This is a genomic window from Bacteroidota bacterium (assembly GCA_013360915.1).
Lineage (GTDB): Bacteria > Bacteroidota > JABWAT01 > JABWAT01 > JABWAT01 > JABWAT01.
In genome coordinates this window covers 82943-107313 of the sequence record JABWAT010000001.1, presented here as the reverse complement: position 1 = coordinate 107313, position 24371 = coordinate 82943, and the positions used below count along the sequence as shown (strand labels likewise).

The following is a 24371-nucleotide window of genomic DNA, read 5'->3' as shown; positions in this document are numbered from 1 at the left end:
TCAATGCATACAGGGTTCTGGAGGCAGGGAGCCGATGATATCGGCTTCGGCATTCAACAATTCGTCCAATCGCGCAAAAACAACCTCACGGTTATAATAAGTCAATGCCAGATTGACAAACAAAGCGTAATGCCGCGCTTCTGACTCAAAGAGCGTCCGGTAGAAATTTCTGAATCCAGCATCATGTGAGAACCGGACAATCAGATCGAACCGCTCACAACTCCTTGCTTCAATAATGGCCGAAATCAGCAGCTGATCGAGCAGTTTAAACGTGGTTCCTTTGCGGATGAGTGGGTGTAACCGGCTGGCATACCGGTCTGAACCGGCCTTCCGGTAAGCGTACCCGCGTTCACGGGCGAAATCAATCACCATCCGGATGTGGGATGCTTCTTCCTCAGCCAGATCAGCCATGGCTGCAACCAGTTCGGTATGATCCGGCCAGGCATTCATCAGAGAAAGGGCAGAGAGAACCGCCTTTTGTTCGCAGTGTATGTGGTCGGTGACGAGATCGGCAGGTGACTCCATCACCTGGTCAACCCAGCCCCGGGGAGTCTCCACTTTAAGTTTAAGCATATACAAAGATACAGGACACCCGAAGTCCCGTTCAAAAAGTGGAGAAAATCATACAATCAGATGCTTTCCAGTTTTGGGTTGACATTATTTTTACATCAGCCGATATTTGGTTCCTTAATTTTTCAGGAGTGAGTCAATGAGTATCAAGGTCAGCCATGTCGGACCTGTATCGGTTCTCGAGTTGAATGGAAAACTGATGGGCGGCGATGAGACCAAAGAGGTCCGTGATGAAGTCGCTAAACTCGTGAAAGACGGGCATACCAAAATCGTACTCGATCTGGGTAATATTAAATGGATGAACAGCTCCGGACTTGGTGCCATCGTCAGCTGTCTGAACACAGTGAAAGATGCGGGCGGTGCCATGAAACTGGTTCGCGTTGAGCAAAAAATCGAATCACTCCTGGTAGTCACTCAACTGATCAAAGTATTTGAGTGTCACAAGTCGGTTGATGACGCTGTAAACAGTTTCTGATTCTTTCTACCACATTTACCGGGTACCTGAACTGAAGGTGCCCGGTTTTTTTTATGTCCTCTGGTTATTTCCGGTCTCTTTCAGCGCCCCAGCTTACTCTTCTTTCCTTCTTTCTCTTCATTCTGGTCGGATCCATTCTGTTGTGGATCTCGGAATCGTCAAACGGTCTTCCTTTCATTGATGCCTTGTTCACATCGGTTTCAGCCACCTGTGTAACCGGCCTTCTCACGACTGATTTCTCGAAATTCACGTTTGCCGGTCAGTTTATTACCATGATCCTCATTCAGGTCGGTGGTATATCGGTTATTGCCTTCCTCAGGTTAATCTGGTACGGACAGTATAACGACCGGGGGTTTCTTTCGCACCGGATTCTGGGTGAAATAGTCGATATCCATGGTGCCAGCCGGACCGTCTTGTATTTTCTTTATTCCACCATCCGGATCACCATTGCCATTGAAATGGTCGGCTTTGTCTTTCTGTGGTTCTTCGCTGATGAAGTATCGGGTTGGCAACGGGTCTGGCTGGCTCTGTTTACAAGTGTTTCTGCCTTTAACAATGCCGGCATTTCGATTTTTTATGACGGACTGGTTCCTTTTGCAGACAATTTCCCGTTTTCTTCAATGGTCATGCTTCTTATCATTCTGGGTGGGATCGGTTATCCTGTTCTGATTGGTCTGGAACGTCTTTTTCTGGTAGTGGCCGAAAAAGCGGCCAACCGTCTGATTGTCAATATTGAAACCCGGGTCATGACCCAGGGGCGATTTGAAGGGTTGTTTATCGGATTGTATACCATCACCGAGGCAACAAGGCTGAAAGCCGCCGATATGCTCGATGAAATAAAAGGACATGCCACCACCGTCCAGATTAAAGTGGTTATTCTGTGGACCTTCATTCTGTTGCTGGCAGGAACGGTGTTCTTCTTTCTGATTGAACAGTCGAATCCGCAGTCAATTGGTGGTTATGGAACCATTCAGCAGTGGTTTCATTCGCTTTTTATGTCGGTTACCTCGCGTACAGCCGGTTTCAACATTGTCGATACCACCCATTTTGTTGCCTCATCCTATGTGTTTCTGGTCCTGCTTATGTTTGTGGGTGCTGCACCGCAGGGAACGGCCGGAGGCATTAAAATAACCACCTTTGCACTGGTGGTCGCCTACCTGAGGGATAGTTTTAAAGGTTTGACGCGTGTTCGCCTGTTTGGTCAGGTTATTGCCCGGAACTCGATCAGCAATGCGGTTAAACTTTATGTGATGAGTACCGCCTTTATCTTTCTGGCAGCTCTTATTCTGATAGTTCTGAATCCAGACTACCTGTTTATGAAGGTCCTGTTTGATACCGTTTCAGCTTTTGGTACCGTTGGATTGTCTTCGGGATTCTGTAACGGGGAGCTTTCGGACCTCTCGAAAGGAATCCTGATTCTTGCCATGTTTATCGGTCGGGTCAATTTATTGAATGTGGGAGCAGCCTTTTTCCCGCGGATTGAAGGTCCTGTTTCAGGGACACAGACCGAAGATGGAATAAAGTTGCAGGTTGGTTAAACCGGCCCGGATTGTTTCCTGCGAAGACGTTGGGTAACAAATTTGGTGAAGGAATACCGAAGCTTTGAAGGAAGTGACTTCAGCATGTACCGGTTTGCCGAGATGGCAAATGAAGGTTCGAAGTAACAATTCACCGTACAACCCTGACAAAAATCATATCGTCCTTGTTTCTTTTCTGCTTCACGGACCGTTTCTGACTTCCGGATTTCAAACAGGTTGCCATTGAGCGGAATTTTCTGGTTATTAAAATGGTAGCAGGGAAGTAACAGCTCATTCCGGGCACTGATGACAACGGTTGATGAAACCGCCTTACAGACCGGGTCCTTGATCTGATTCCCGCCCTGTCGTCGCAGATCGATAAATGCCGGGTTCAGGTAAACACCCGCCTGCCCGCTGTATGTTTCTAACCGGTCCAACACATCCGGAGTCAGCTGATCGCCGCGATCACCATAGCTGAACAGCGGATTGATGATCAGTACCACCCCGTGTTCTCTGGCCAGTTCAATCATCGTATCCAGATGATCAATGTTGTCATTCCGGACCGTGAAATGAAGGTCTGGAAACTCACCCAGAGACCGTGCCAGTTTCAACGATTCAAAGACCTTGTCATAACAGGCCACTCCACGGTGCTTGTCATGTTCTTCTTTTACCGGACTGTCGAGTGAAAAATGCAGCAGGTCAATCAACCCGACCAGGGATTCTGCTTTTTTCGGATATAACAGACCGTTGGTGGTGATGGTGGTCAGAAATCCATTTAATTTGGCCATGCGGAGCAACTCATCAATCTTAGGGTGGAGCAATGGTTCACCACCGGTGAAATCGATAACCTTAACTCCAAGTCGCTTCAGATCTTTCAGATTGACTTCTGCGTCTTCAAGACGGATGAAGGGACTTTTAAAATCTTCCCAGATGTTGCAAAAATCGCAACTGGCGTTGCAACGGTTGGTTACATAATAATTTGCCAAAACCGGTTTCATCCGTATCGCCTGCCTTTCCACACCACCACCGGATTGATCAACCGGTTAACGAGTAACAAAAATAGAGGAACCACCCAGATGAGTTCAAACAGAATCAAAGTTGGTAAGGGTGTGCGATGACCTGTCTGCCGGCCAAAAGCCTGAACAATCAGCAGGTCACCTGTCAATTTGAAAAGAAACGCGGTCATGGCCATCCAACCCGATCCGCTCAGCAGACCCCAGACAAACAGAAACCAGACCAGTGAAAATACAGACATCGAAAATAGAACAAACGGGGTCAGACCCATGGGAGAACCAAACCAGCGACGGCGTTGGCGAAGCCAGGTGGTCAGAGTCGGCTCTGCAGGTGTTTGTGCCAGTGACCCGGGGCCCAGACGATATTTGATTACGAAACCAAGGCTGGCCAGCCGCTGATAGATGGCGTGATCTTCGCGGGGAGAACCTTCGACTGACTCAAAGCCGCCTGCCGATGCGATGGAACTGGCCCGGAATGCCATGGAGTTCCCTGTAGCCGACAAAGGATGACCATGGCGGTGCATGCCAACTGCCACTGCCATTAATAGCGTGGTTTCCAGTGTCTGTAACGAACCTGCAAAACCGCTTCGGTCTGCAAGGGTTACACCACAGACCAGATCGGTTTTGTCATCTGTAAAGGAAACCAGATTCGCCAACCAGCCGGTCGGAAGCCTCATGTCGGCATCAGTGGTGATCAGCCAGGAATAGCGGGCCATCTGCCTGCCCGTCTCCAGGGCGGCGGGCTTTCCTTCTCCAGCGGATCGGATGATTCTGATTGGAATACCTGGAATGATAGTGTTGGTGATGAGAGCGACGGATTGGTCGGTGGAGCCATCATCCACAAAAATCACCTCTACCGGGCAGTCGGGAAGTTTTTGTTCAGTCAAACTGGCCAGGACGAGATGAAGGCGTTTATCTTCATTCCGGAAAGGAATGATCAAGGAAAATCCGTCGGGTGGGGTGGTGGCTGGTTTGTCTTCCTTTTTTAAAGCGGATGCCAGTTTCAGGCCAATCCAGAGGTACGCCAGCCCCAGTGAAAAAACCAAAAGTATCATGTCCATTTTCCAATGGAAAAGTGGTGTTCATGACAAATCCGGGTAATAACCTCTACGGATTGAATTAGCCGGTCGGTTTGATGGTCTTTGTCGTGGAGGACGATTATCATCCCCGGTTTCAGCCATTGACTGCTGAGTTTCTGCAGTTGCTCCGGCTGAAAAGAAGGAACCCAGTCACCGGCGAGGAATCCCCAATACAATGGTTTCCAGCCTGCTTCTCTGAGTAATGTGTGCAGCCCGGGCCGCCACGAACCATAGGGAGAACGAAACCACGGACGAAATAGGGGATATCTGGTCAGCGGAGACTGACGGCATTGATCAATTTCCGCGATCAGCTCATCCAGTGTCAGCTGGTTATACCGGCAGTGTGAGTAGCCATGCAACCCGATGGCCGAACCAGCCGGAATTTCGGGAAGCTGCTGCAGTCTATCTTTTTTATCCGCACTGAAAAAGTGCAAAGCCGGGGTGTTTGTTTCCGCCAGGAAATCCATCAGACGGTTGATGTGCAGGGAAGGGCCATCGTCGATGGTCAGCCAGATGGTGTTGGCCTTTGTCTGGCCCGGAATGCAGAAACCGGGCACCTTCCACTGATTCAGCCAGATGGTAAGCGGATTCGAGATGATCACCAGTTGCGGCCTTTCCAGGAAAACCTTTTCCTGAGGCCAGCGAGTCCGGTCAGAACCATGTAGGTGGTCTGAAGCCATTCGGACCAGATGGGTGTTGTCCAATGAATGGGTTTTGAAAGGAAAAGCCGGTTAGCTGTCAGAAGAAATCCCAGATCGGCCAGGGTTTTTATCTGAAGCAGAAGGAAAAGCCATCCGTTCAGGGTAACCAAAGACCATATAAATCCAGTTAGAAAAATGGCGTGAATGAACCAGAAAGAAGCGAGGAAAAGCCGATAAGGTAAGGACGTGTAGTCGGTTGATTTGCTCGCCCATCTCAGCCGCTGATGAATCCATTCACCAGTGGACCCAGGCGGGTCGGTGGTAACGACAGCCTCCCGGGAAAGACAGTAGGCAACCGACCCTGGTTGGTTCCGGTGAAGCCGGTGCATCAGCATTTCATCATCTCCGCTGATAACTGCCTGATCTGACCCATAGCCACCCGACTCAAAAAATCCTTTTCTGGAAAGCAGCATGTTTGCCCCGTTGATCAGAGTCGGGCGGTTAAATCCGATGGATCCTGCTGCTACCAGCATCAGGCCGGCGAATTCGGCATGAAGCCACTTGAAAAACCATTGATCCGGTTGGTTAAACTCCACAGGTCCGCCCACAAGTCGGGTTTCCGGGTTGAGCTTTGAACACATGTGTTCAAGCCAGTTGGCCGGTACACGTGTATCGCCATCTGTCAGCGCTATCCAGTCGGTAAGGGCCACTTCCAATCCAATTCGGACTGCGCGTTTTTTGGGGCTGCGTATGGTATTGAATTGTGGAAATTGTGAGCAGGGAACGCAGATCAGCACCGGTATGGTGGTTTTAAGGTCAGTAACGATTCGTACGGTCTCATCGTTGGACTCATCATCAACCACCACGATCTGTCTGATAAAGGCTGGATTGGAGCCTGACCAGATGGATTCCAGACACGAACGGATGGATTTTTCCTCATTCCTGACCGGAATGATGACGGTGATTGCGGGGGACTGATCGTGATGAACGGATTTCTGTCGCCTGAGCCTCACCAGGCCAAGGGAGAACCAACCCAGCAGAATGAGATAAACCAGTAATGCGGCCGTCACCAGCCAGATCATGATGGAATGCGGGGTCCGTTTTGAGTGGTTTTTCTGGCTGGATGCCGTTTTTCGGGAATTCGGAAAAACCTGAATTGCCGGGACACTGGTTCAAACTTGATTTCACTGGCAAGAATGATTCCCATTCCGAACAGAGAAGGAACCAGCCGGTTGATGATAAAGAGCAGTAAGGCCGAGAAAAAGGCGACTTCGAGGCTGATTCCAAACTGACCGAAGAAATAGATGGAGGATAATTCCCTGATACCAAGATCACCAATGGTCAGGCCGGAAAGAATGGTTCGGACGACCATCGTGGCCGATGCACCAAGAAATCCGTCCAGAGCTGAAATGGGTTGAAAGGCAAGTACGATCAGATAGAACTGAATGATGAATGTAAAATACTTCAGATGATTGATAATAAACAGGTAAACACAATCTTCAATCCGGATCCTGCGTGAGGTTTCGGTCAGCTGTGCGCGGAAGGACACCGGCAGAAAGGTCCATCCGGAAATCAGACTGGCTGTCCAGTGAGGCCTGAAACTCACCACCAGACTGATCCATGAGAACAGATGAAGCACCACACCAATCCAGAAAAGAATCGTTCCGCCCGAGGCTGTTTCTGGCATTTTCAGACTGATAATGATCAGGGAAAGGGAACCAAAGAAAATCGAGATAACGGTCAGGTAAACTTTCTCGAAAAACTGAAGCAATACCAGACTCAGTTTCGGATACCTTGCCAGATTGATCATTCGACCGGCGTAGTCTCCGAAATGGCTGATGGTCACCGTATCAAGAGCCACACCCGAAAGAACCGAGGAAAAGGTATCGCGCCGGCGAACGGTATGATCGAGAAACCGGACCACATAATCCCATTTCAGCCAGGAGAAGAACAAATTGGGAATGGCCAGGTGAAGAACCACCACCAAAAGGGAAAAATTGGCCTGTGCCGAGGTCTGGAAGAGCAGGTCCCAATCAATATAGGTCAGGATCCAGACCAGAATTCCAATGGTAATTACCTTCAGACTCCAGATCATCCATCGGCTATTCTGGTTTACAAAACGAATAAATCCGGTAAGGCCTGAAGTCAAATGATTATTTCCATCGTGATTTAAAGAAGTGCGAAAATACGGAAATCAGCGGATAAAGGAAAAAAACCAACCCTGTGCTGAGCCATATTCGGATGACAGGTGTCACACTTTTAGTCAGTGTTTGTTCAAGAGAGCGGCAACGACGCATCCAAAGTGCATGAATGGCTGCGTATCCGACCAGAGAAGTCCATCCCAACACGGAAGATCCCAGCACGATCGAGGTAACAATCAGACCCAAAACCACATAAATCCAGGAAAAAACCAGGGGAAGAATCAGTTTCATTGACCAGGGATATCTGATTCCTGCCTGAAAATGTCTGGTCTTTTGTCGTAGTAGTGCTGGCCAGGAGCCGATGGTTCTGGTACTGACCTGATGGTTCTGAAGCATTTGAAGTCGGATTCCAGGCTGGGCAATCAATTTCTGAAACAAGAGATCGTCATCACCGCTTCTGACGGATTGATGAGAGGTCAGGTAATTGGATTGAAAGATGGATTTTCTGAATCCCCAGTTTCGTCCGACTGACATGTATGGGAGTCCGGCTGCAGTCATGGTACGGTAGGTAACGGCTGTAATTAAGGCATCGGCACGCTGAATGGATGTTAAAATTCCTGATCCTGTTTCAGAAACCGGAAGCGAGAATCCAATGATAACATCTGCAGCCGGGAAGACCTGCCTGTACAGGTCCATCCAATCGGACGGAACCACACAATCTGCATCGGTAAACAAAAGGTGCTCATTGGCAGCGGCCTGAATTCCGGTCAGGATTGCAAACTTTTTTGGGGCTTGAACCCACGGGTTCTCAGAAAGGGAAATGACTCTCTTTTTCGCCGGCGTTTTCCATTCCTGAATAAGGGTTCCGGAATGGTCTGTGCACCGGTCCAGGACAAAAAAAATTTCATCAGAAGGGTCTGGTCGCAACGAATTCAGAAGGGCAGGAAGGGCCGCTTCTTCATTATGAACCGCTACAATCACAGTCAGATCGATTTTCATTGACAAATATGACTCATGGGTCTATCTTTATGCCATTCAACCACTCAAACCTGGCCCGTATGGTCAGGTTTTTTTGCTTTTTAGGAGTTTCTCATGTCTGATAGTCCCATCTACCTGACCTTGGAAGGTCGGCAGAAAATTGAAGCAGAACTTTCCGATCTGAAATCGCGCGGACGTCGTGAAATTGCTGCAAGAATTGCCGAAGCCCGGTCACATGGCGATCTGAAAGAGAATGCCGAGTATGATGCGGCCAAGGAAGCACAGGGACATCTTGAGATGCGGATTGCCAAACTGGAAGAAACTCTGTCAAAGTCCAGAATTCTTGACAAATCCAATCTGGATAGTTCAAAAGTGACGGTTCTCAGCCAGGTGAAGGTATTTGACCTGAAAAAGAACAAGGAATTCACTTACACACTGGTTTCACAACAGGAAGCTGATATTACCACCGGAAAAATATCGACCACTTCACCGATTGGAAAGGCCCTTCTGGGTCATGAAGTCGGGCAAACGGTTGAAATCACAGTTCCAGCAGGGAAACTCTCTTTCAAGATACTTGAAATCACCCACTGACCCGGGTATTAATCCCAGGCAAACAACTGCTGAATCCGTTGGCCCTCGATGTCGGATTTGAACAGTTTATTTTCGAGAGCATAATTCTGTTCTTTTCCTGCCTGCACCAGACCTTTAATCTGAAAAACCAATTCTGTATTTGAAATAAACTGCGGATAGCCCAATGATTTTTCGGGCATCTGTATACGGTAACTGGTCAGATTCTGCAAATCAACCACAAACAGGTTATTGATGTTGCTCCCCGAGGCAAATTCACCAACCTTGGCCGTCAGAACGACCAAATCCCCATCTATACTGATATCATAGGTCGCCTCTTCGTCCTTCTGAACGGGAAATTCATCAAAGATCACACGGGTTCGCTTTGTGGTGGTAGAATAACCCATGAGCACGTGGTTGTCGATGTAGAGCAGCTCACCGGTCTTCAGGTTCATTCTGCCTTTGGTACCCTTCACTACCTTGCGGAGAACATTTTTTTCGAGATCATAGTGGAAGATGTAATCGCCATCCTTTTTAAGGTAGGTGTTGTAAAAAAATCCACGACCATCAAAGGCCCAGGCTGGCTGAGAATGACCTCTGATTATGGTATGCTCCTCATTATCGGTAAGGGTATACTCCCGGTTGGACCGGGTGGCAATATCAAAAACACGAACTGTGGTGTTGGGCGTATTAATCAGCCCCGATTCTTCACCAAACAGGATTTTGGTTCCATCCGGCGACCAGGCACAAAGAAAATACGGATCGGCATTTTCGGTGACGGTGATGGTTTCTCCTGACCAGAGATTTTTAATGTAGACCGAGTTTTTCCTGAATTTAAAGGAATAATACAAGGCCCAGTTTCCATCCGGACTGACAACACGAACCGGCGGGGACACATTATAGGTAGATTTCCGGTCTTCGGTGATGTTATACATCAGGTTGTCGCTGATGGAATACAACAGAAGGTCATATTCGGTCGGATACCCGGCAACCACTTCCTGAAGCACCACATAGTTTGAAGACGCCGTGCGTTGTGGATTATGAACTTTTCCTGCAATGATATAGGATTTGTAGGGCAGACTTTGCTGTCCGGTCACCAATCCGGCGATCAGCAGAACCGATGATAAAAGTAAAAACCGTTTTTTCATGACAGGATTCCTGTTTTATTGACAAATAAAAATAACATTCAATATCCAATAATTCTACGAGTCCCGGATAAAATCATCCGAAAGAAGGATGGGTGCTGAAAAGATGAAAAACGGGGTTGGTTGTCAGCTGACCGGCAATCTGATTGGGAAAGGTGCGGCCCACCTGAGCCACAAAGTAGATCCAGGAAATGGAACGTTCCTGTAACTGCCCGTCGGGAAACAGATTTTCCCTGATTCTGGTCAATTGCTGAAACCGGGTTTCATCACGACGGAGTGCTGCTTTCTGAACTTTTTCAAACACCTGTCCGGCCAGGTGCCGGCTGCGGGAGAGGGCCTGATTCCAGGAATCGGCAAGGGTTGGGTCGATCGATTGAATGGAACCGGAGAGATCGCCAAACACAGAATCCAGTTTTGAGTAGAACCACTCTTCATCCGGCAAGGCAGGCTGACCGGAAAGCAAAATTTCTTTCACCCATCCGGCTCCGGCCAGATCGCGTGAAAACGACAACTGGTTTTTTCCCAGGAGGCGTTGAATCGCTGGTTCCAGCACCACACCAGAGGCCCGTGGTATCACCAGCGGAAAGGGAACTCCGGCATGTGCGAACAAACAGGGAAACTGGGCCCAGTAGGTTGTCTCGGCCGGACCGGTGATCACAGCTGCAACCGGAAACAGGGTACTTTGCCACAGCGAACGAAGAATCACACCCGGACTGTACCGTTCTGGTTGGTCACGGCCCTGAAGGATCAGTTCCTCCGGTGAAAGCGTCTCTTCCAATCCGGCCGGATAGAAGACACCATCTCTGAAATCGAGTCGATGCCGGCCGGTGTCAGACTTCCAGAAAAGGTTAACCTGTTTAAATTGTATCTGTTGCTGAAAACCAGCCCCCGTCAAGGTTTCTGTGGATTCTTGGACAAAAACCCCGCTTTTCCGGCTTAGAATCTCTGATTCAAATACGGGAAGCCCCAGCCGTTTACATTCTGGGGTGGATGGATTCAGAACCAGAATTCCCAAAGGAGCCAGCAAATCCCGCATCAATCCGGCGAACGCCTGACCAAATGTGGTTCCGGTCTGGTAATGCTGTGCAATTAAAGCGAGGGTTTCAGGACCGTTGGGAAAACCATTGAGCAGCGCAGTCAATTCCTGCAATTTCTCATTCCAGCTTTCCGGAATAGGGCGGTCACCCGCCGACAGGTACGCCGGACCGGTGGGATCAGTGGTGAATGGCGGTTGCATTGGCTGACGGTAAAGGGCGATTTCTCTGAAATCATGATCCTCAGCTTCTACCCAGAAAACAGGAATAAATTCAAATTCCGGATGGGATTCAGTCAATTGATCGGCCCACTTTTTGGCTGACAGTGTTTTCAGAAGGGTCAGAAGGGGACCACCAAAAAAACCTGCCTGCTGACCAGTGGCGATGACCAGACTGTTTGGTTTCCTGAGCGCCAGGATGGACCGTGTGACTTGTTCGGTGACCTGGTTTCCATACTGATGAAGCAGTTCATCTGCCATCCGGTTCCGTATGGAGGAATCAAAGGCTTCTAACTGTCGGAACAGTCGGGTAACCTGATCTGGTTGGCGGTAATCGGCAGGAAACAAACTTGTGGCCGTCGGCGCGCCTTGCAGATAGTGGTGGTAGAATGAAGTTGGTGAAAACCAGTCTGCTAAAGGAGTCATGAAAGGAAATAGGATCGTTCAGATGCGGTTAACCGGCGGCAATCACCGGGTTGAAGAGAATCCAGTTGAACAGGACCGATCCTGATACGGATAAGACGAAGGGTGGGAAAACCCACTGCTGCTGTCATCCGACGGACCTGACGGTTTTTTCCTTCGGTCAGAATCAGGCGGATCCATGAATCGGGAACTGTTTTTCGGTAACGGACGGGTGGCTGACGGGGCCATAGCCAGTCTGGAGAGGGAATGGATTCTGCAAAGGATGGCCGGGTTTTCCAGTCGGAAAGTTGAATCCCCTTGCGGAAGGCATCGAGGGAAGCCGGATCGGGAATGCCTTCCACCTGAGCAAGATATTCACGTTCATGGGCATAATCGGGATGTAACAGCCTGTGAACAAAGGATCGGTGACTGGCAATAAGAAGTAAACCTTCCGAATCCATGTCCAACCTTCCGATGGGGTAATGAGTCACAGGAAACCGGTGATTCAGATCGGCAAGGGTGGGTCTGCCGGCTGTATCAGAAAATTGAGAGAGCATTCCGAATGGTTTACAAACGGCCCATATATCGGGTTGATTCACAAAAACACCCAGCGACAAATAATCACGCTTGCAATGATTCCGGCAAGATCGGCCAGCAAACCTGCTGGAATGGAATGACGAAATTTCCGGATGCCCACACTGCCGAAATAGACGGTGATCACATAAAAGGTGGTTTCAGTTGAACCCATGATGGTAGCCGCCATTTTCGCAATGAGACTATCTGGACCGTGGGTGGTGACCAGGTCGGTGACAATGGCCAGAGATCCACTTCCTGAAAGCGGTCTCAGCAAGGCAAGAGGCAGCAATTCTTCGGGAAATCCCACTGCTGCCAGCGCTGGTGACAGTAAGCTGGTCATCCAATCCAATGCGCCTGATGCCCTGAACATGCCTACGGCCACAAGCATCAATACCAGAAAAGGAATGATTCTTAAGGCAACCTGAAAGCCCTCCTTCGCACCTTCAACTGCCTCTTCATACACCGGAATCCGTTTGATTATTGCATACAGGGGAATCCCGGCGATCATGACCGGAATGGCCCATTCGGACAGGGACTTCAGAAAATCAGTCATGCTGCGACTCCCTGTTGAATCGTCCAAGAACCTTCACAGCCACAATGGCTGTCAGAGTCGAAGCCGTGGTGGCCAGCAGGGCAGTGATGATAATGTCGGTTGGGCTGGTGGAACCCGCTGCGATCAGGATAGCAATCACGCTGGCGGGTATGAGTTGAACACTGCTGGTGTTCAATGCAAGGAACATGACCATGGCATCGGTTACCCGGTCTTTCACTTTATTGAGTTTCTGCAATTCTTCCATGGCCTTCAGTCCGAGCGGTGTCGCGGCGTTGTTCAGCCCCAGCATGTTGGCTGACAGGTTCATCACCACCGATCCGAGAGCAGGATGGTCGCCGGGGACGCCCGGGAAGAGTTTTTTAAGCACAGGAAATATCAGTTTGGAAATCAGGTTTATCAGACCTGCCTTTTCTCCGACCCGCATGATACCCAGCCACAAAGCCATGATTCCCACCAGACCGATGGAAATATCCACTCCGGTTTTGGCATACTCAATGGCAGCCTGGGTGATCTCGGCCATCTTCCCGTTGATGGCAGCAAAGACCAGAGAAATGAGGATCAGTCCGATCCATATATAATTAATCACGCCCATTTATTCTGTCCAGTATTTTTCTGCGAGAGAGAACAGGTTGCTGTCGCTGGCTTGAAGCCAGTGAATGTTGGTTTCACGCCGGAACCATGTCATTTGCCGTTTGGCATACCGGCGGGTCTGAATGACAATCTGCTCACCAACCGATGATTGGCTGGTTTTCCCCTCAAAATACTCTCTCCATTCGGAATATCCCACTGTCCGCAGACAATTGGAGGTCCAGTCGAAACCAAGTGACCGCAGGTGCCTGACTTCCTCTTCCAGTCCCGAACGGATCATGGACTCCACTCTTTTCCGGATGGAGGCCTCCAATTCCGGTTTTGGCAGATGGAGACCAATGGATTTGTAAGGGAATGGAAAGGGAGATGGAGGATCCTGTCGCTGCCACCAGCTGATGGGTTTGCCGGTGAAGGTGAGAACTTCGAGTGCTCTGATGAGCCGCTGGGTTTTCGTCGGATCCATCCGTTGAGCCGATTCAGGATCTGCTTGCTGAAGTTCGGCGAACAAGGCATCTTTTCCTTCGGCGTGTAAGCGGTTTTCGAGTCGAAGCCGGGTTTCCTGATCGGCAGGAATGTCTGCAATTCCATGTACGACGGCCGAATAGTACAAGCCGCTTCCACCTGCGGCAATGACAGGGACTCCTTCTGCCCGTAGCGATTTGATTCTCTCGCGTACCTGCTGGAAGCAATCGAAAGCATTCCAGGAACCTGCCGGATCCAGCTCACCCGTGAAGTGATGCGGAACTCTGCTCAGATCCTCTTCTGAAGGCTGAGCCGTTCCGATGGACATGTGACGGTAAATCTGCCGGGAATCCAGTGATAAAATATGAGCCTGATGACGGATTGCCAGGCTGAGGGCAAGGGAAGATTTACCGGTTGCAGTCGGACCAACAATAAACAGGACCGGAAGCACAGGGGCCCTCACTGGCCAGATCGGATGTTGGAAATCAGTTCGTAAAAACGCCGGAGGGGAAATCCGACCACATTGTAATAGTCTCCCCGGATTCCCATGATAAACGTGGCTGCCATGGGATCCTGAATGCCATAGGCACCAGCCTTGTCGAGCGGTGACCCGGTTTGAAGGTAGGCGTTGATCTCATCATCCCCAAGGTGCCTGAACCGGACATCGGTCTGTTCGACGGCCACATGAAGGGTTTCCTGACCAGGAACTGCAATGGCGAGACCGGTATAAACCTGATGCTGATGGTCGCTGAGTTTCCTGAGCATCCGGATTGCCTCATCGGCTGAACCGGGTTTTCCAACCGATTTCCCATGCCAGGCAACAACTGTATCGGCCCCGATAATGTAGGAGCCGGGAAAATCGGGTCTGATTGCGTTGACCTTATCGGCTGCAAGCTGCTGTGCAAGCAGGGGTGGGTCCGAGGGGAGACCAGCATGCGTTTCATCGATGGATTGAACCTGTACGGTAAACCGGATTCCCAACGCTTTTAACAGATCCTGACGGCGGGGGGAGGTGCTGGCAAGGATGACGGAATGACCATTCAGCCATTCAATTACCGGTAAAAGGACCTCAGTCATGACAAATGGACTTTCCAGTTTAATCTCGGATGGTTGCTTTAACAAAAAGGCGTGAAAATAAGGCAATGGGAATCAGGAGGAAACCCAAAATCAGAAGGGTGACCGGAACCCAATGTCCCCACTGCATAAAAAGGGACTGACCACTTGAAAGGCCTGCTGTTTCAATGAGAATGTCGTCGGTCCAGAATTCCGATTTCCGGATCACTTTTCCGTGCGGATCGATAAAACCCGAAATTCCGTTATTGGCACTGCGGATCACCCACCGGCGGTTTTCGATGGCACGGAGCCGGGAAAATTCGAAATGCTGTGAATAACCCGATGTGTGACCCCACCAGCCGTCATTGGTTATGACGGCCAGAACAGTGGCTCCCCTTAAGGTGAACTCCCTGATCAGATGAGGAAAAGCCGATTCGTAACAGATGGCGAGCGGGAACCGGATTGAATCCTGTCCTGAAAGCGCAAAAACCACGGTATCCTGTCCTTTACCCCATCCGCCAAGTCCGGCCAGATTGAAACGAAGGTCCTTCATAAAGGGGACCGAATCGACCCAGGGAACCCGCTCTGCGAAGGGAACCAGCATCATCTTGCCATAGGGAATCTGGGAGCGACCCGAATCGATCAGGGTTGCTGCATTGTAATGCAGATAGTACCGGTTCTGGATTCGGCTGTACCGCGCACTTGGGGGAGCCAGTGTTGAATCATCAAAATATGTTACATGCGGATACCCGGTCGCCACCTGAATGCCGGTCTGGGCAGACAGTAATCGGATATCATCGAGGGCAAACCGTCCGCGATCGGCCAGCAGATAAAAGGAAACGGCGGTTTCAGGCCAGATGGCAAGCTGTATCAATGAATCGGTTTCAGCAGCCTTCCGGGTCATTCCGGTTAGCTGAACGAGATTCTGATATTCGTTGTCGCCATCCCATTTGGCCCAAGGATCCACATTGGGCTGAATAACGGCAGCACGGACCGATCCATCCTCCTGAACCGGTTGAAGGGAGAGAAGCCATCCTCCCGCCATGATGAACAGAAAGCCCGCCAGGCCGGTCATCAGATAAGATCTGGACCAGTTGCCAGTTTTCTGATGCGATTGACCAGATTCCCACAACCACCAGGATGACAGAAAGACAAAAAATGAAACGAGCCACACTCCGCCAGCCGATGCCCACTCCAGAACCCAGGAAAACAAAAACTGGCTGTGACCCAGGAGCATCCAGGGGAAGGCAAGCTCCCATAAACTGAGCAGATACTCGAATCCGATCCAGAGGCAACCCAGATAAAAAAGTTGATATCGACGGGAAACCCATTGATGGGTCAGCAGCCAGATCAGGACCGGGAACAGCATAAAAACCGGATTGACCAGAATGGCCAGCACCCCACCTGCAAAGGTTGAAAAGCAAATCCAGTACAACGTAAGTGAATGAGCCAGAAGCAAATAGAGGTAAAACTCTCCTGTTTTTCTCAGGTGGGATTTGTGTCCGGTGAGAATGGCAAAAACCGGGAGAAGCAGTCCGGGGGCCAGAAAAGACAGGTTGAATGGCGGATAGCTGAGCACCCAGCAAAGGGCCCCAACGATCATCAGTTTCCAGGTTGGCTCTTCAGGGCCTGGGAACAGAATAGAGTGGATCCGGCTGATCATGATCATCGTCCTGTCTGAGGTGACGGGTGAGGCCTTCCACCAGCAGAACCATTTCACCTTTCAGAGATTGACCGGAAAGGGAGGTTTTCAGGGACTGAAGGTCACCACGGTAAATGGTTTCAAATTTCTTGGTCAGTTCACGTGTGAGGACGGCCTGACGGTTGCCATAAATTTCAAGACAATCTTCGATCAGGGAGTGGATACGGAAAGGAGACTCGTAAAAAACCAGCGTTCCCTGTATGGTTGAAAGGGACTGCAGTCTGGATCTGCGTCCTTTTTTCTGCGGAAGGAATCCCACAAAATAAAACTGATCGCATGCCAGGCCCGATGACACAAGCGCCGTCAGAAGCGCACTTGCACCGGGTATGGCTTCAACCCGGATGGAATTCCGGATGGCTTCCCGGACGAGGAAATAACCAGGGTCCGATATCAGGGGTGTGCCGGCATCTGAAATCAGTGCAACTGAATCGCCCGCCTGCAGACGGGTCAGAACCGAAGCTGTCCGGTTCCGCTCATTGTGGTCATGAAGACTGATGACCGCTGTGGCTATCTGGTAATGAGAGAGGAGGATTCCCGAATTCCTTGTGTCTTCGGCAGCAATCAGGGAAACGGATTTTAAAACCGACACCGCACGAAATGTCATGTCCTCCAGATTACCAATGGGAGTTGAAACCAGATAAAGGGTGCCGGGTTCAGCGGTCATCAGAAGGCCTGGTACCAATCACGGGGGTAGAGAAAATCGGTACCGACTGAACGGGTAGTCAGTTTCGGAATCAGGGGAAGCCGGCGTTTGTATTGCGAACGGATCATCATTCCTCTGATTTTCCGGACCAGTGGCAGCGGATATCCTGCCTGGGCAATTTCATCATCCTGAAGACGCAGATCCACCATTCTGTATAAGATCTGATCTGCATCGTCGTACGAAAATCCCATTTCCTGTTCATCGGTCTGACCGGTCCACAAATCGGCGGAGGGTTTTTTCTTAATCACAGGCTGGGGAACACCTAAAAATTCCGATAGCTCTCTGATCTGTGTTTTGTACAAATCACCAACCGGATTAACCGCCGAGGCCATGTCTCCGTACCAGGTGCCGTAACCAAGCATCAGTTCGGTTTTGTTCGAGGTCCCCAGAACCAGCCTGGAATCACGTTGGGAGCGGTCAAACAAAACAATCATCCGCATCCGGGCCATGACATTTCCGCGCCGGTTCTGATTCGTTTCACCACTCAATGAGAAAAGTCCCTCACAGGCTTCCGTTATAGAAACTGTTTCGAGCTGGAAACCAAAGGTATCTGCCACGAGCTGAGCATCGGCCAGTGAATCGGGAGAGGATGTCTGATAGGGCATTCTGACGCCCAGTACATTTTCCGGACCGAGGGCTTTTACAGCCAGGGCGGCCACCAGAGCAGAATCAATTCCGCCAGAAAGACCAAGAACCACTTTGCTGAATCCGGGTTCCCGGACTGATTTTCTGATAAACATGACCAGACCAGCGGTGATTTCGGGGTAATGAAGTGATAAGCTAAGCATGACTTCAAAGATACATGTTCCATCCGGCGAATTTAAAAGCAGAATATGAACAGAATAATAACATAACTTATGTAAAGTAATGAATTGTTTTCAAATCGTATCCGGGGAGCGGATATTTGCACGCATGATGAAAAAAGTGGTCCGGATTGCAGGAACCGGCAGTTATTTACCTGAGCGGGTGGTGCCGAATGAGGCCTTTTTAAATCACCGGTTTTTTCAGCCGGATGGAACGCCTGTGACCGATGATTCAGAAACCATTATCCGCAAATTCTCAAAAATCACAGGGATCAGGGAACGCCGGTGGATCGAACCACAGCACGTAACTTCCGATCTGGGCTTCTTTGCAGCAAAACGTGCTTTGGAATCCGTTGGCGCCGATCCGGAATCGGTTGATATCATCATTTGTGCCCAGAACTTTGGGGACATTGCAGAGGGCACCAACCGCGGCGACCTGATTCCATCAGTGGCTTCCCGTATTAAGCAAAAACTGGGGATCAGAAATCCGTTCTGTGTGGCCTGGGATATCAACTTTGGTTGCCCTGCCTGGATCCTCGGACTTATTCAGGCCCGAAACTGGTTACTGACCGAAGGTGGAACCAGGGCCCTCGTTATCGGGGTGGAAACCTTGTCCCGGGTATCAGATCCGCATGACCGCGACGTCATGATTTTTGCCGATGGTGCAGGGGCCGTTCTTCTTGAGTCGGGTGATGAATCCGGTTCATCCGGGTTAATGAACCATCTGACCCGGACCGATACAGAAATTCACAATCGTTTGCTGAAGATGGGCCGTTCATACGGACCTGATGAACCTTCCGAGAATCTGTATGTAAAGATGGATGGACATCGTTTATATGAATATGCCATCGAAACAGTTCCCGAATCGTTAGCCGCATTGCTCCGTAAGGCAAACCTTCAGCCATCGGACATCAGGATGCTTCTGATTCACCAGGCCAATACCAAAATGCTGGAATCGATCACCCGCCGGTTATTCAGACAGTTCGGAGATGAAACCTGGCCCGATGACTTTCTCCCGCTGATTGTCTCATGGATGGGGAACAATGCGGTTGCATCGGTTCCCGTTTTGCTCGATCGTATTCTTCGTGGTGAAGAACCGGGTTACTCGCTGAAAAAAGGGGATAAGATTCTGCTGGCGGCGGTGGGTTCGGGGATGAGCGTTTCTGCCATGATTGCAGAGTTGTAATCAGTCCAATAAATTTCCTCCGTTTCCATACATCGTCTTCGGAAACGGCATCCACGCGAAATCCGTAATTAAAAGAAAAAGGGCATGACTGGTTTTTCGGAACCCTCATGCCCTTCAGCAACGATAAAAAACGGTACCTTATTCCTCTTTCACAGAAGCCATTCCGGCACGGAACGCCTCTTCATTCAGCGGAATCAGGTCATGTTTGTCTTTCAGTGCCTGACGGAGTGCCGTCAGAAATGATTCGGGCGGGAAAAGGTTGGTTGCAGCCTGAAGCGCTCCCAGAGCCACGACATTTTTCACCATCACTTTCCCGAGTTTTTTGGCAAGATCACTCAAAGGAACCAGTACCACCCGCACGTTTCTTTCAAGCGTGGGAATGGTATGAATGACCGTGCTGTCGCCAACGATGATTCCGCCTTCCTTCACCTTCGGACCAAATTTATCCATGCTGGGCTGATTAAAGGCCAGCAGGATATTCGGATGAGGAGCAGAAGGTGACAATACTTCCATCTCAGCAATGTGCACATCGGCATAACTGGTTCCGCCGCGGCTTTCAGGACCGTAACTGGGAATATGAGTTGAATCAAATCCCTCGTTGATTGCAGTACGTGTGATCAGCAACGCCGCCGTCTGTGCACCATCGCCTCCTGATCCGGCCAGTTTCAGACTGATATCGAGCGGAGCAACATGAGAAGGAAATCCGTCAGAGAATTTTTTCACTTTTTCATTTGAGGCTCCCGCCAGGTGGCGAAGGGTATCTGCCTTGAAAACCGGTTTATCAAACTGGAACGTATTGGCAGGTTCCACATCCTTTTTTACTCCGAGAGGAAACCAGGTGATCATGGTGGATTTCACCCATTCCTGAGCATCAGTCGGGGTCATGTGAAGGTGAGTGGGACATTCGGCCAGAACTTCCACGAATGAAAAACCTTTGTTTTCCATCTGAAGGGTAAGGCCCTTTTTGATGGCCTTTTTGGCACGGTTTCTTTGCTTTGAATCAAATAGAGCAACCCGTTCGACATAGATGGGAGCATCTATCTGGGCGATCATTTCAGCCATTCTGAGCGGACTGCCCATGAACTGATTCCGTCCGTACGGAGAGGTCATGGTTTTCATTCCGGGAAGGGTGGTGGGAGCCATCTGACCACCGGTCATCCCGTAAATGGCATTGTTCACGAAAATGACTGTGATTGGCAGCCCAAGCTGGGCGGCGTGGATAATTTCTGCCAATCCGATCGATGCCAGATCGCCATCACCCTGATAGCTGATCACAATGGATTCCGGATTTGCCATTTTGTGACCGAGAGCCACAGCCGGTGCACGACCATGGGCAGCCTGTGAGTTTCCTACATCGAGGTAATAATAGAGAAAAACCGAACATCCTACCGGGGAAATGGCAATGGTCCGGTCCTGAATGCCAAGTTCATCAATGCTCTCTGCAAGGAATTTATGAGCAAGTCCATGTCCGCAACCCGGACAGTAATGAGTGGAATGCCCTTTTAATCCCTCGCCATGAGCATGGCGTTCGAAAGTACTGTAAAAAACGCTCATACTCCCACTCCTTCCAGTTCAAGGACTTTGGTGATGATTTCCGAGGATTGTGGTAAGATGCCACCGAACCGTCTTACATGGTCGATCGGCGGGAGCGGCCACACACCAGCTTTATTTAATTGAAGTCTGATTTCATCTTCCAACTGACCGTTCGATGCCTCAACCACCACCAGTTGTCTGAGTTGTGGCATTCTTTTTAACAATCCGGCCGAAGGGAATGGCCACAAGGTTAACGGACGGAACAAGCCGGCAGCGATTCCCCGGTGTCTGAGTTCCTGAACGGCTCCCTTGGCCATCTGAGCAGGTGTATTAACAGCCACAATGAGGATTTCCGCGTCGTCACAGAAGAATTCATCATACCGTTGTTCCGATTGAATCATCCGGTCATACTTTTCATTCAGGCGGATGTTACGTGCTTCCAAATCACTTTCGGTGATGTCGATGGACGCAATCAGATTGCCGCGGTGCATGGCGTCACCCGAAACGGCCCAGGCAGGCAGCCCTGGTTGAATGAAATGATCGGGAAGGGTGACTTTTCCGGTGATCTGGCCCAGATATCCATCGGCCACCAGAATAACCGGGTGACGATATTTAAAGGTCAGTTCGAAGGAAAGCATGGTGAAGTCGAGCATTTCCTGCGGAGTGGCGGGAGCCAGTACAATGGCGTGGGTATTGCCATGACCCAGACCCCGGCAAACCAGTTTGATGTCACTTTGTTCGGGGGCAATGTTTCCGAGACCAGGACCACCTCTCATGATGTTGACAACCACACCGGGAACTTCGGCCCCGATCATGTAGGAAATCCCCTCGAGCATGAGAGAAAATCCAGGTGAGGATGTGAAGGTCATGCAGGGAAGTCCGGCACCACCAGTTCCGTACATCATATTAATGGTGGCCACTTCACTGACGGCCTGAATGAAAATCCCATTCAGTTTAGGGAGAAGTTTGGCCATCAGTTCAGCTCCTTCGGTGGAAGGGGTGATCGGATACCCGTAAAAATGGCGGCATCCTGCCAGAATGGCTCCGATCGAGGAGGCATAGGTTCCCTTAATCAGAAGGGGCAGGCCCGGATCCATCGGCAACCGTTTTCCGGGAAGGTCGGTTGCGTCGGGACGGGTCTTTTTCACACCGTCAAAGGTATCCTTACCAACCACCGAATAATCTTCCACATCTTCCATGTGAAGTCCGTAAGGTTCAGGGCATGCTACCACGCAGAGACCGCAGTGGGAGCAGGCTTCCAGATTCATAATGATGGGTGTAAGGCCAGTGAGTGGGTTGATGTCATGGCCCATTTCGATGCAATGATGGGGGCAGGCGTCAATACACCGGCCGCATCCCTTGCAATAGGCAGGGTCGACGACCGGTTCCAGGTGGTCACGGTTCGTTGCCATGGTTCCTCCGGTTAGTTTTCATAACCGAAATTACGGAAGCCCGCCGGCACATAACAGTCCACAAGGGTAAGATTAATCGGATTATAATCTCGTCTGGTCGTTATTTAAAGGTATGAAAATGAAGTACTTAAGCATGATTTCCCGATCAGTTCTGTGGTACCGGTTCCAATTGATAATTGCTCCTTACTTTCTAAAGTGAGTGGGCACAGATGGTTTTGCATTGTGAAATCCTCTTGCAGATCAGGACTGCCAGATCGGGTGATTCAGGATCGTTTTTCGAAATCTCCAAGGCCGTTTCCTATCTTTGCCTCGCTTATTTAACCAGAACAGGTGTTTTATGTCCTCTCAATTAAATAAATACAGCAGCGAGCTTACCCAGAAAACCAGTCAGGTCGGATCCCGGGCCATGTTGTATGGTATCGGCCTTACCGATGCTGATATGAACAAACCTCAGGTTGGGATTGCCAGCATGGGTTGGGACGGAAATCCGTGCAATATGCACCTGAATGCACTGGCCCAGGAGGTGAAAAAGGGATGCAATGAAGCAGGCGGATTGGGACTGGTGTTTCATACGATCGGAGTATCGGATGGCATTTCCATGGGTACACAGGGGATGAAGGCCAGTCTTCCCAGTCGCGATATAATCGCCGACTCCATCGAAACGGTAATGCGCGCCCAGTGGTATGATGGCTGTATTGCTTTGCCGGGTTGTGATAAGAACATGCCTGGATCGGTGATGGCAATGGCCCGGTTAAACCGACCATCCATCATGGTTTACGGCGGAACCATCCGGGCCGGTAAGCTCGGTGAGCGCAAGCTGGATATTGTATCTGCATTTGAAAGCTACGGAGAGTTTCTTTCCGGAAAAATCACTGAATCCGATATGAATGATGTGTTGAAGCACGCCTGTCCAGGTCAGGGTGCTTGTGGTGGCATGTACACAGCCAACACCATGGCCGCGGCTATCGAAACGCTCGGTATGTCGCTTCCTTACAGCTCGTCTATTCCGGCCAATGCCGTGGAAAAACTGGCTGAATGCCGGGCTGCAGGGAAGGCCATGATGCATTTGTTCGAAAAAGACATTAAGCCACGGGATATCATGACCCGGCAGGCGTTCCTGAATGCCATTTCTGTGACCATTGCCCTTGGTGGTTCAACCAATGCAGTCCTTCATCTTCTGGCCATGGCACATTCGGCTGGAGTGGTGCTTTCGCTGGATGATTTTCAGAATGTGTCCGACAAGGTTCCTTATCTGGCCGATCTGAAACCGTCAGGAAAATATGTGTTCGAGGATTTATACGAAGTCGGCGGCGTACCGGCCGTTCAGAAATTGCTTCTGAAACATGGCATGATCGATGGCTCCTGTCTGACCGTAACGGGTAAAACCCTTGCAGAAAACCTCGAAGGATGCCGCGATCTGGAAGCGGAACAGAAGGTGATCATGCCGGTCAATCAACCTCTGAAGCCATCGGGACACCTTCGTATCCTGTACGGGAATCTCGCTCCCGACGGATCGGTTGCCAAGATCACCGGAAAAGAAGGTTTGGTGTTTTCTGGTCCGGCCCGTGTATTCGATGGTGAAGAAGCCGCTCTCATCGGAATTGAAGAAAAAAAGGTCAAAGCCGGTGATGTGGTTGTGATCCGGTATGAGGGTCCGAAAGGGGGACCTGGAATGCGTGAAATGCTGTCAATCACCGCCGCCATCATGGGAGCCGGACTGGGTAAATCGGTCGCTCTGATCACCGATGGCCGGTTTTCGGGCGGAACGCATGGCTTTGTGGTCGGGCATATCACACCAGAGGCCCAGTTGGGAGGACCGATCGGTCTGCTGAAGGATGGTGACATCATCACCATCAATGCAGAAACCAATACACTGGTGGTTGATCTGACCGAGGCTGAACTGAAATCACGCCGGACCGCCTGGGTTGAACCTCCTTTACGTGTAACCAGCGGTGTGCTGTACAAGTACGCAAAACTGGTTGCGTCTGCCTCGAAGGGCTGCGTGACCGATTTGTAACAA

General features: G+C 50.2%; 24 protein-coding genes. 5 read left to right on the top strand and 19 right to left on the bottom strand.

The window, feature by feature from the left end; genetic code table 11:
* A complete protein-coding gene (locus tag HUU10_00465) occupies positions 1-573 on the bottom strand; it encodes a tRNA-(ms[2]io[6]A)-hydroxylase (protein ID NUQ80056.1) in 573 nt (190 codons plus the stop codon).
* Positions 574-709: 136 nt separating this feature from the next.
* Between HUU10_00465 and HUU10_00460 the strand changes: the two genes are divergently transcribed.
* Complete coding sequence (locus HUU10_00460) at positions 710-1045, top strand: STAS domain-containing protein (GenBank protein NUQ80055.1); 336 nt, start codon at positions 710-712, stop codon at positions 1043-1045.
* 53 nt (positions 1046-1098) lie between these two features.
* Positions 1099-2583 carry a hypothetical protein gene (locus tag HUU10_00455; GenBank protein NUQ80054.1) on the top strand — a complete coding sequence of 495 codons (1485 nt, stop codon included), beginning with the start codon at positions 1099-1101 and terminating at the stop codon, positions 2581-2583.
* Here the strand turns inward: HUU10_00455 and HUU10_00450 are convergent.
* The 6 genes from HUU10_00450 to HUU10_00425 are packed head-to-tail and all read right to left on the bottom strand — an operon-like array spanning position 2580 to position 8435.
* On the bottom strand, positions 2580-3560 hold the full coding sequence (locus HUU10_00450; GenBank protein NUQ80053.1) for a radical SAM protein: 981 nt from the start codon (positions 3558-3560) through the stop codon (positions 2580-2582). The two genes, HUU10_00455 and HUU10_00450, sit on opposite strands and share 4 nt — an antisense overlap.
* Complete coding sequence (locus HUU10_00445) at positions 3557-4630, bottom strand: glycosyltransferase (GenBank protein NUQ80052.1); 1074 nt, start codon at positions 4628-4630, stop codon at positions 3557-3559. Before HUU10_00445 ends, HUU10_00450 begins: the two co-directional genes overlap by 4 nt.
* Positions 4627-5256, bottom strand: coding sequence for a polysaccharide deacetylase family protein (locus HUU10_00440; protein NUQ80051.1), 630 nt, complete (start codon positions 5254-5256; stop codon positions 4627-4629). Before HUU10_00440 ends, HUU10_00445 begins: the two co-directional genes overlap by 4 nt.
* The gene (locus HUU10_00435; GenBank protein NUQ80050.1) at positions 5253-6377 is read right to left on the bottom strand and encodes a glycosyltransferase; all 1125 of its coding nucleotides are present in this window, start codon (positions 6375-6377) and stop codon (positions 5253-5255) included. The genes HUU10_00440 and HUU10_00435 overlap by 4 nt, the downstream gene beginning before the upstream one ends.
* Complete coding sequence (locus tag HUU10_00430) at positions 6374-7444, bottom strand: flippase-like domain-containing protein (GenBank protein ID NUQ80049.1); 1071 nt, start codon at positions 7442-7444, stop codon at positions 6374-6376. The genes HUU10_00435 and HUU10_00430 overlap by 4 nt, the downstream gene beginning before the upstream one ends.
* A gap of 4 nt (positions 7445-7448) precedes the next feature.
* The gene (locus HUU10_00425; protein NUQ80048.1) at positions 7449-8435 is read right to left on the bottom strand and encodes a glycosyltransferase; all 987 of its coding nucleotides are present in this window, start codon (positions 8433-8435) and stop codon (positions 7449-7451) included.
* A 93-nt stretch (positions 8436-8528) separates the two neighbouring features.
* Between HUU10_00425 and greA the strand changes: the two genes are divergently transcribed.
* On the top strand, positions 8529-9005 hold the full coding sequence (greA, locus tag HUU10_00420; GenBank protein ID NUQ80047.1) for a transcription elongation factor GreA: 477 nt from the start codon (positions 8529-8531) through the stop codon (positions 9003-9005).
* A gap of 8 nt (positions 9006-9013) precedes the next feature.
* Here the strand turns inward: greA and HUU10_00415 are convergent, their stop codons facing one another.
* The 10 genes from HUU10_00415 to HUU10_00370 form a co-directional block, all read right to left on the bottom strand.
* Entirely contained in the window at positions 9014-10129 is a 1116-nt protein-coding gene (locus HUU10_00415) for a hypothetical protein (GenBank protein NUQ80046.1), read from the bottom strand.
* Positions 10130-10202: 73 nt separating this feature from the next.
* Complete coding sequence (gene bshC / locus HUU10_00410) at positions 10203-11804, bottom strand: bacillithiol biosynthesis cysteine-adding enzyme BshC (GenBank protein ID NUQ80045.1); 1602 nt, start codon at positions 11802-11804, stop codon at positions 10203-10205.
* The gene (locus tag HUU10_00405; protein NUQ80044.1) at positions 11801-12337 is read right to left on the bottom strand and encodes a pseudouridine synthase; all 537 of its coding nucleotides are present in this window, start codon (positions 12335-12337) and stop codon (positions 11801-11803) included. The genes bshC and HUU10_00405 overlap by 4 nt, the downstream gene beginning before the upstream one ends.
* Positions 12338-12375: 38 nt before the next feature.
* Entirely contained in the window at positions 12376-12909 is a 534-nt protein-coding gene (locus HUU10_00400) for a spore maturation protein (protein NUQ80043.1), read from the bottom strand.
* Positions 12902-13495 carry a nucleoside recognition protein gene (locus HUU10_00395; protein ID NUQ80042.1) on the bottom strand — a complete coding sequence of 198 codons (594 nt, stop codon included), beginning with the start codon at positions 13493-13495 and terminating at the stop codon, positions 12902-12904. Before HUU10_00395 ends, HUU10_00400 begins: the two co-directional genes overlap by 8 nt.
* A 6-nt stretch (positions 13496-13501) precedes the next feature.
* Positions 13502-14410 carry a tRNA (adenosine(37)-N6)-dimethylallyltransferase MiaA gene (gene miaA / locus HUU10_00390; GenBank protein NUQ80041.1) on the bottom strand — a complete coding sequence of 303 codons (909 nt, stop codon included), beginning with the start codon at positions 14408-14410 and terminating at the stop codon, positions 13502-13504.
* Between the two features lie 8 nt (positions 14411-14418).
* Complete coding sequence (gene maf, locus HUU10_00385; GenBank protein ID NUQ80040.1) at positions 14419-15036, bottom strand: septum formation protein Maf; 618 nt, start codon at positions 15034-15036, stop codon at positions 14419-14421.
* Between the two features lie 19 nt (positions 15037-15055).
* On the bottom strand, positions 15056-16675 hold the full coding sequence (gene lnt / locus HUU10_00380; GenBank protein NUQ80039.1) for an apolipoprotein N-acyltransferase: 1620 nt from the start codon (positions 16673-16675) through the stop codon (positions 15056-15058).
* Positions 16635-17378 carry a 16S rRNA (cytidine(1402)-2'-O)-methyltransferase gene (rsmI, locus tag HUU10_00375; GenBank protein ID NUQ80038.1) on the bottom strand — a complete coding sequence of 248 codons (744 nt, stop codon included), beginning with the start codon at positions 17376-17378 and terminating at the stop codon, positions 16635-16637. The genes lnt and rsmI overlap by 41 nt, the downstream gene beginning before the upstream one ends.
* Positions 17378-18205: an NAD+ synthase gene (locus HUU10_00370; GenBank protein NUQ80037.1), complete on the bottom strand. Its 828-nt coding sequence runs from the start codon at positions 18203-18205 to the stop codon at positions 17378-17380. The genes rsmI and HUU10_00370 overlap by 1 nt, the downstream gene beginning before the upstream one ends.
* Positions 18206-18329: 124 nt before the next feature.
* Here HUU10_00370 and HUU10_00365 point away from each other — a divergent pair, with 124 nt between their 5' ends.
* Entirely contained in the window at positions 18330-19406 is a 1077-nt protein-coding gene (locus tag HUU10_00365; GenBank protein ID NUQ80036.1) for a ketoacyl-ACP synthase III, read from the top strand.
* A gap of 138 nt (positions 19407-19544) precedes the next feature.
* Here the strand turns inward: HUU10_00365 and HUU10_00360 are convergent, their stop codons facing one another.
* Both HUU10_00360 and HUU10_00355 read right to left on the bottom strand, forming a co-directional pair.
* Positions 19545-20960, bottom strand: coding sequence for a 2-oxoacid:acceptor oxidoreductase family protein (locus tag HUU10_00360; GenBank protein ID NUQ80035.1), 1416 nt, complete (start codon positions 20958-20960; stop codon positions 19545-19547).
* A complete protein-coding gene (locus HUU10_00355; GenBank protein ID NUQ80034.1) occupies positions 20957-22351 on the bottom strand; it encodes a 4Fe-4S binding protein in 1395 nt (464 codons plus the stop codon). Before HUU10_00355 ends, HUU10_00360 begins: the two co-directional genes overlap by 4 nt.
* 337 nt (positions 22352-22688) lie before the next feature.
* Here HUU10_00355 and ilvD point away from each other — a divergent pair, with 337 nt between their 5' ends.
* Positions 22689-24368 carry a dihydroxy-acid dehydratase gene (gene ilvD, locus HUU10_00350; GenBank protein NUQ80033.1) on the top strand — a complete coding sequence of 560 codons (1680 nt, stop codon included), beginning with the start codon at positions 22689-22691 and terminating at the stop codon, positions 24366-24368.
* Positions 24369-24371: the final 3 nt, after the last annotated feature.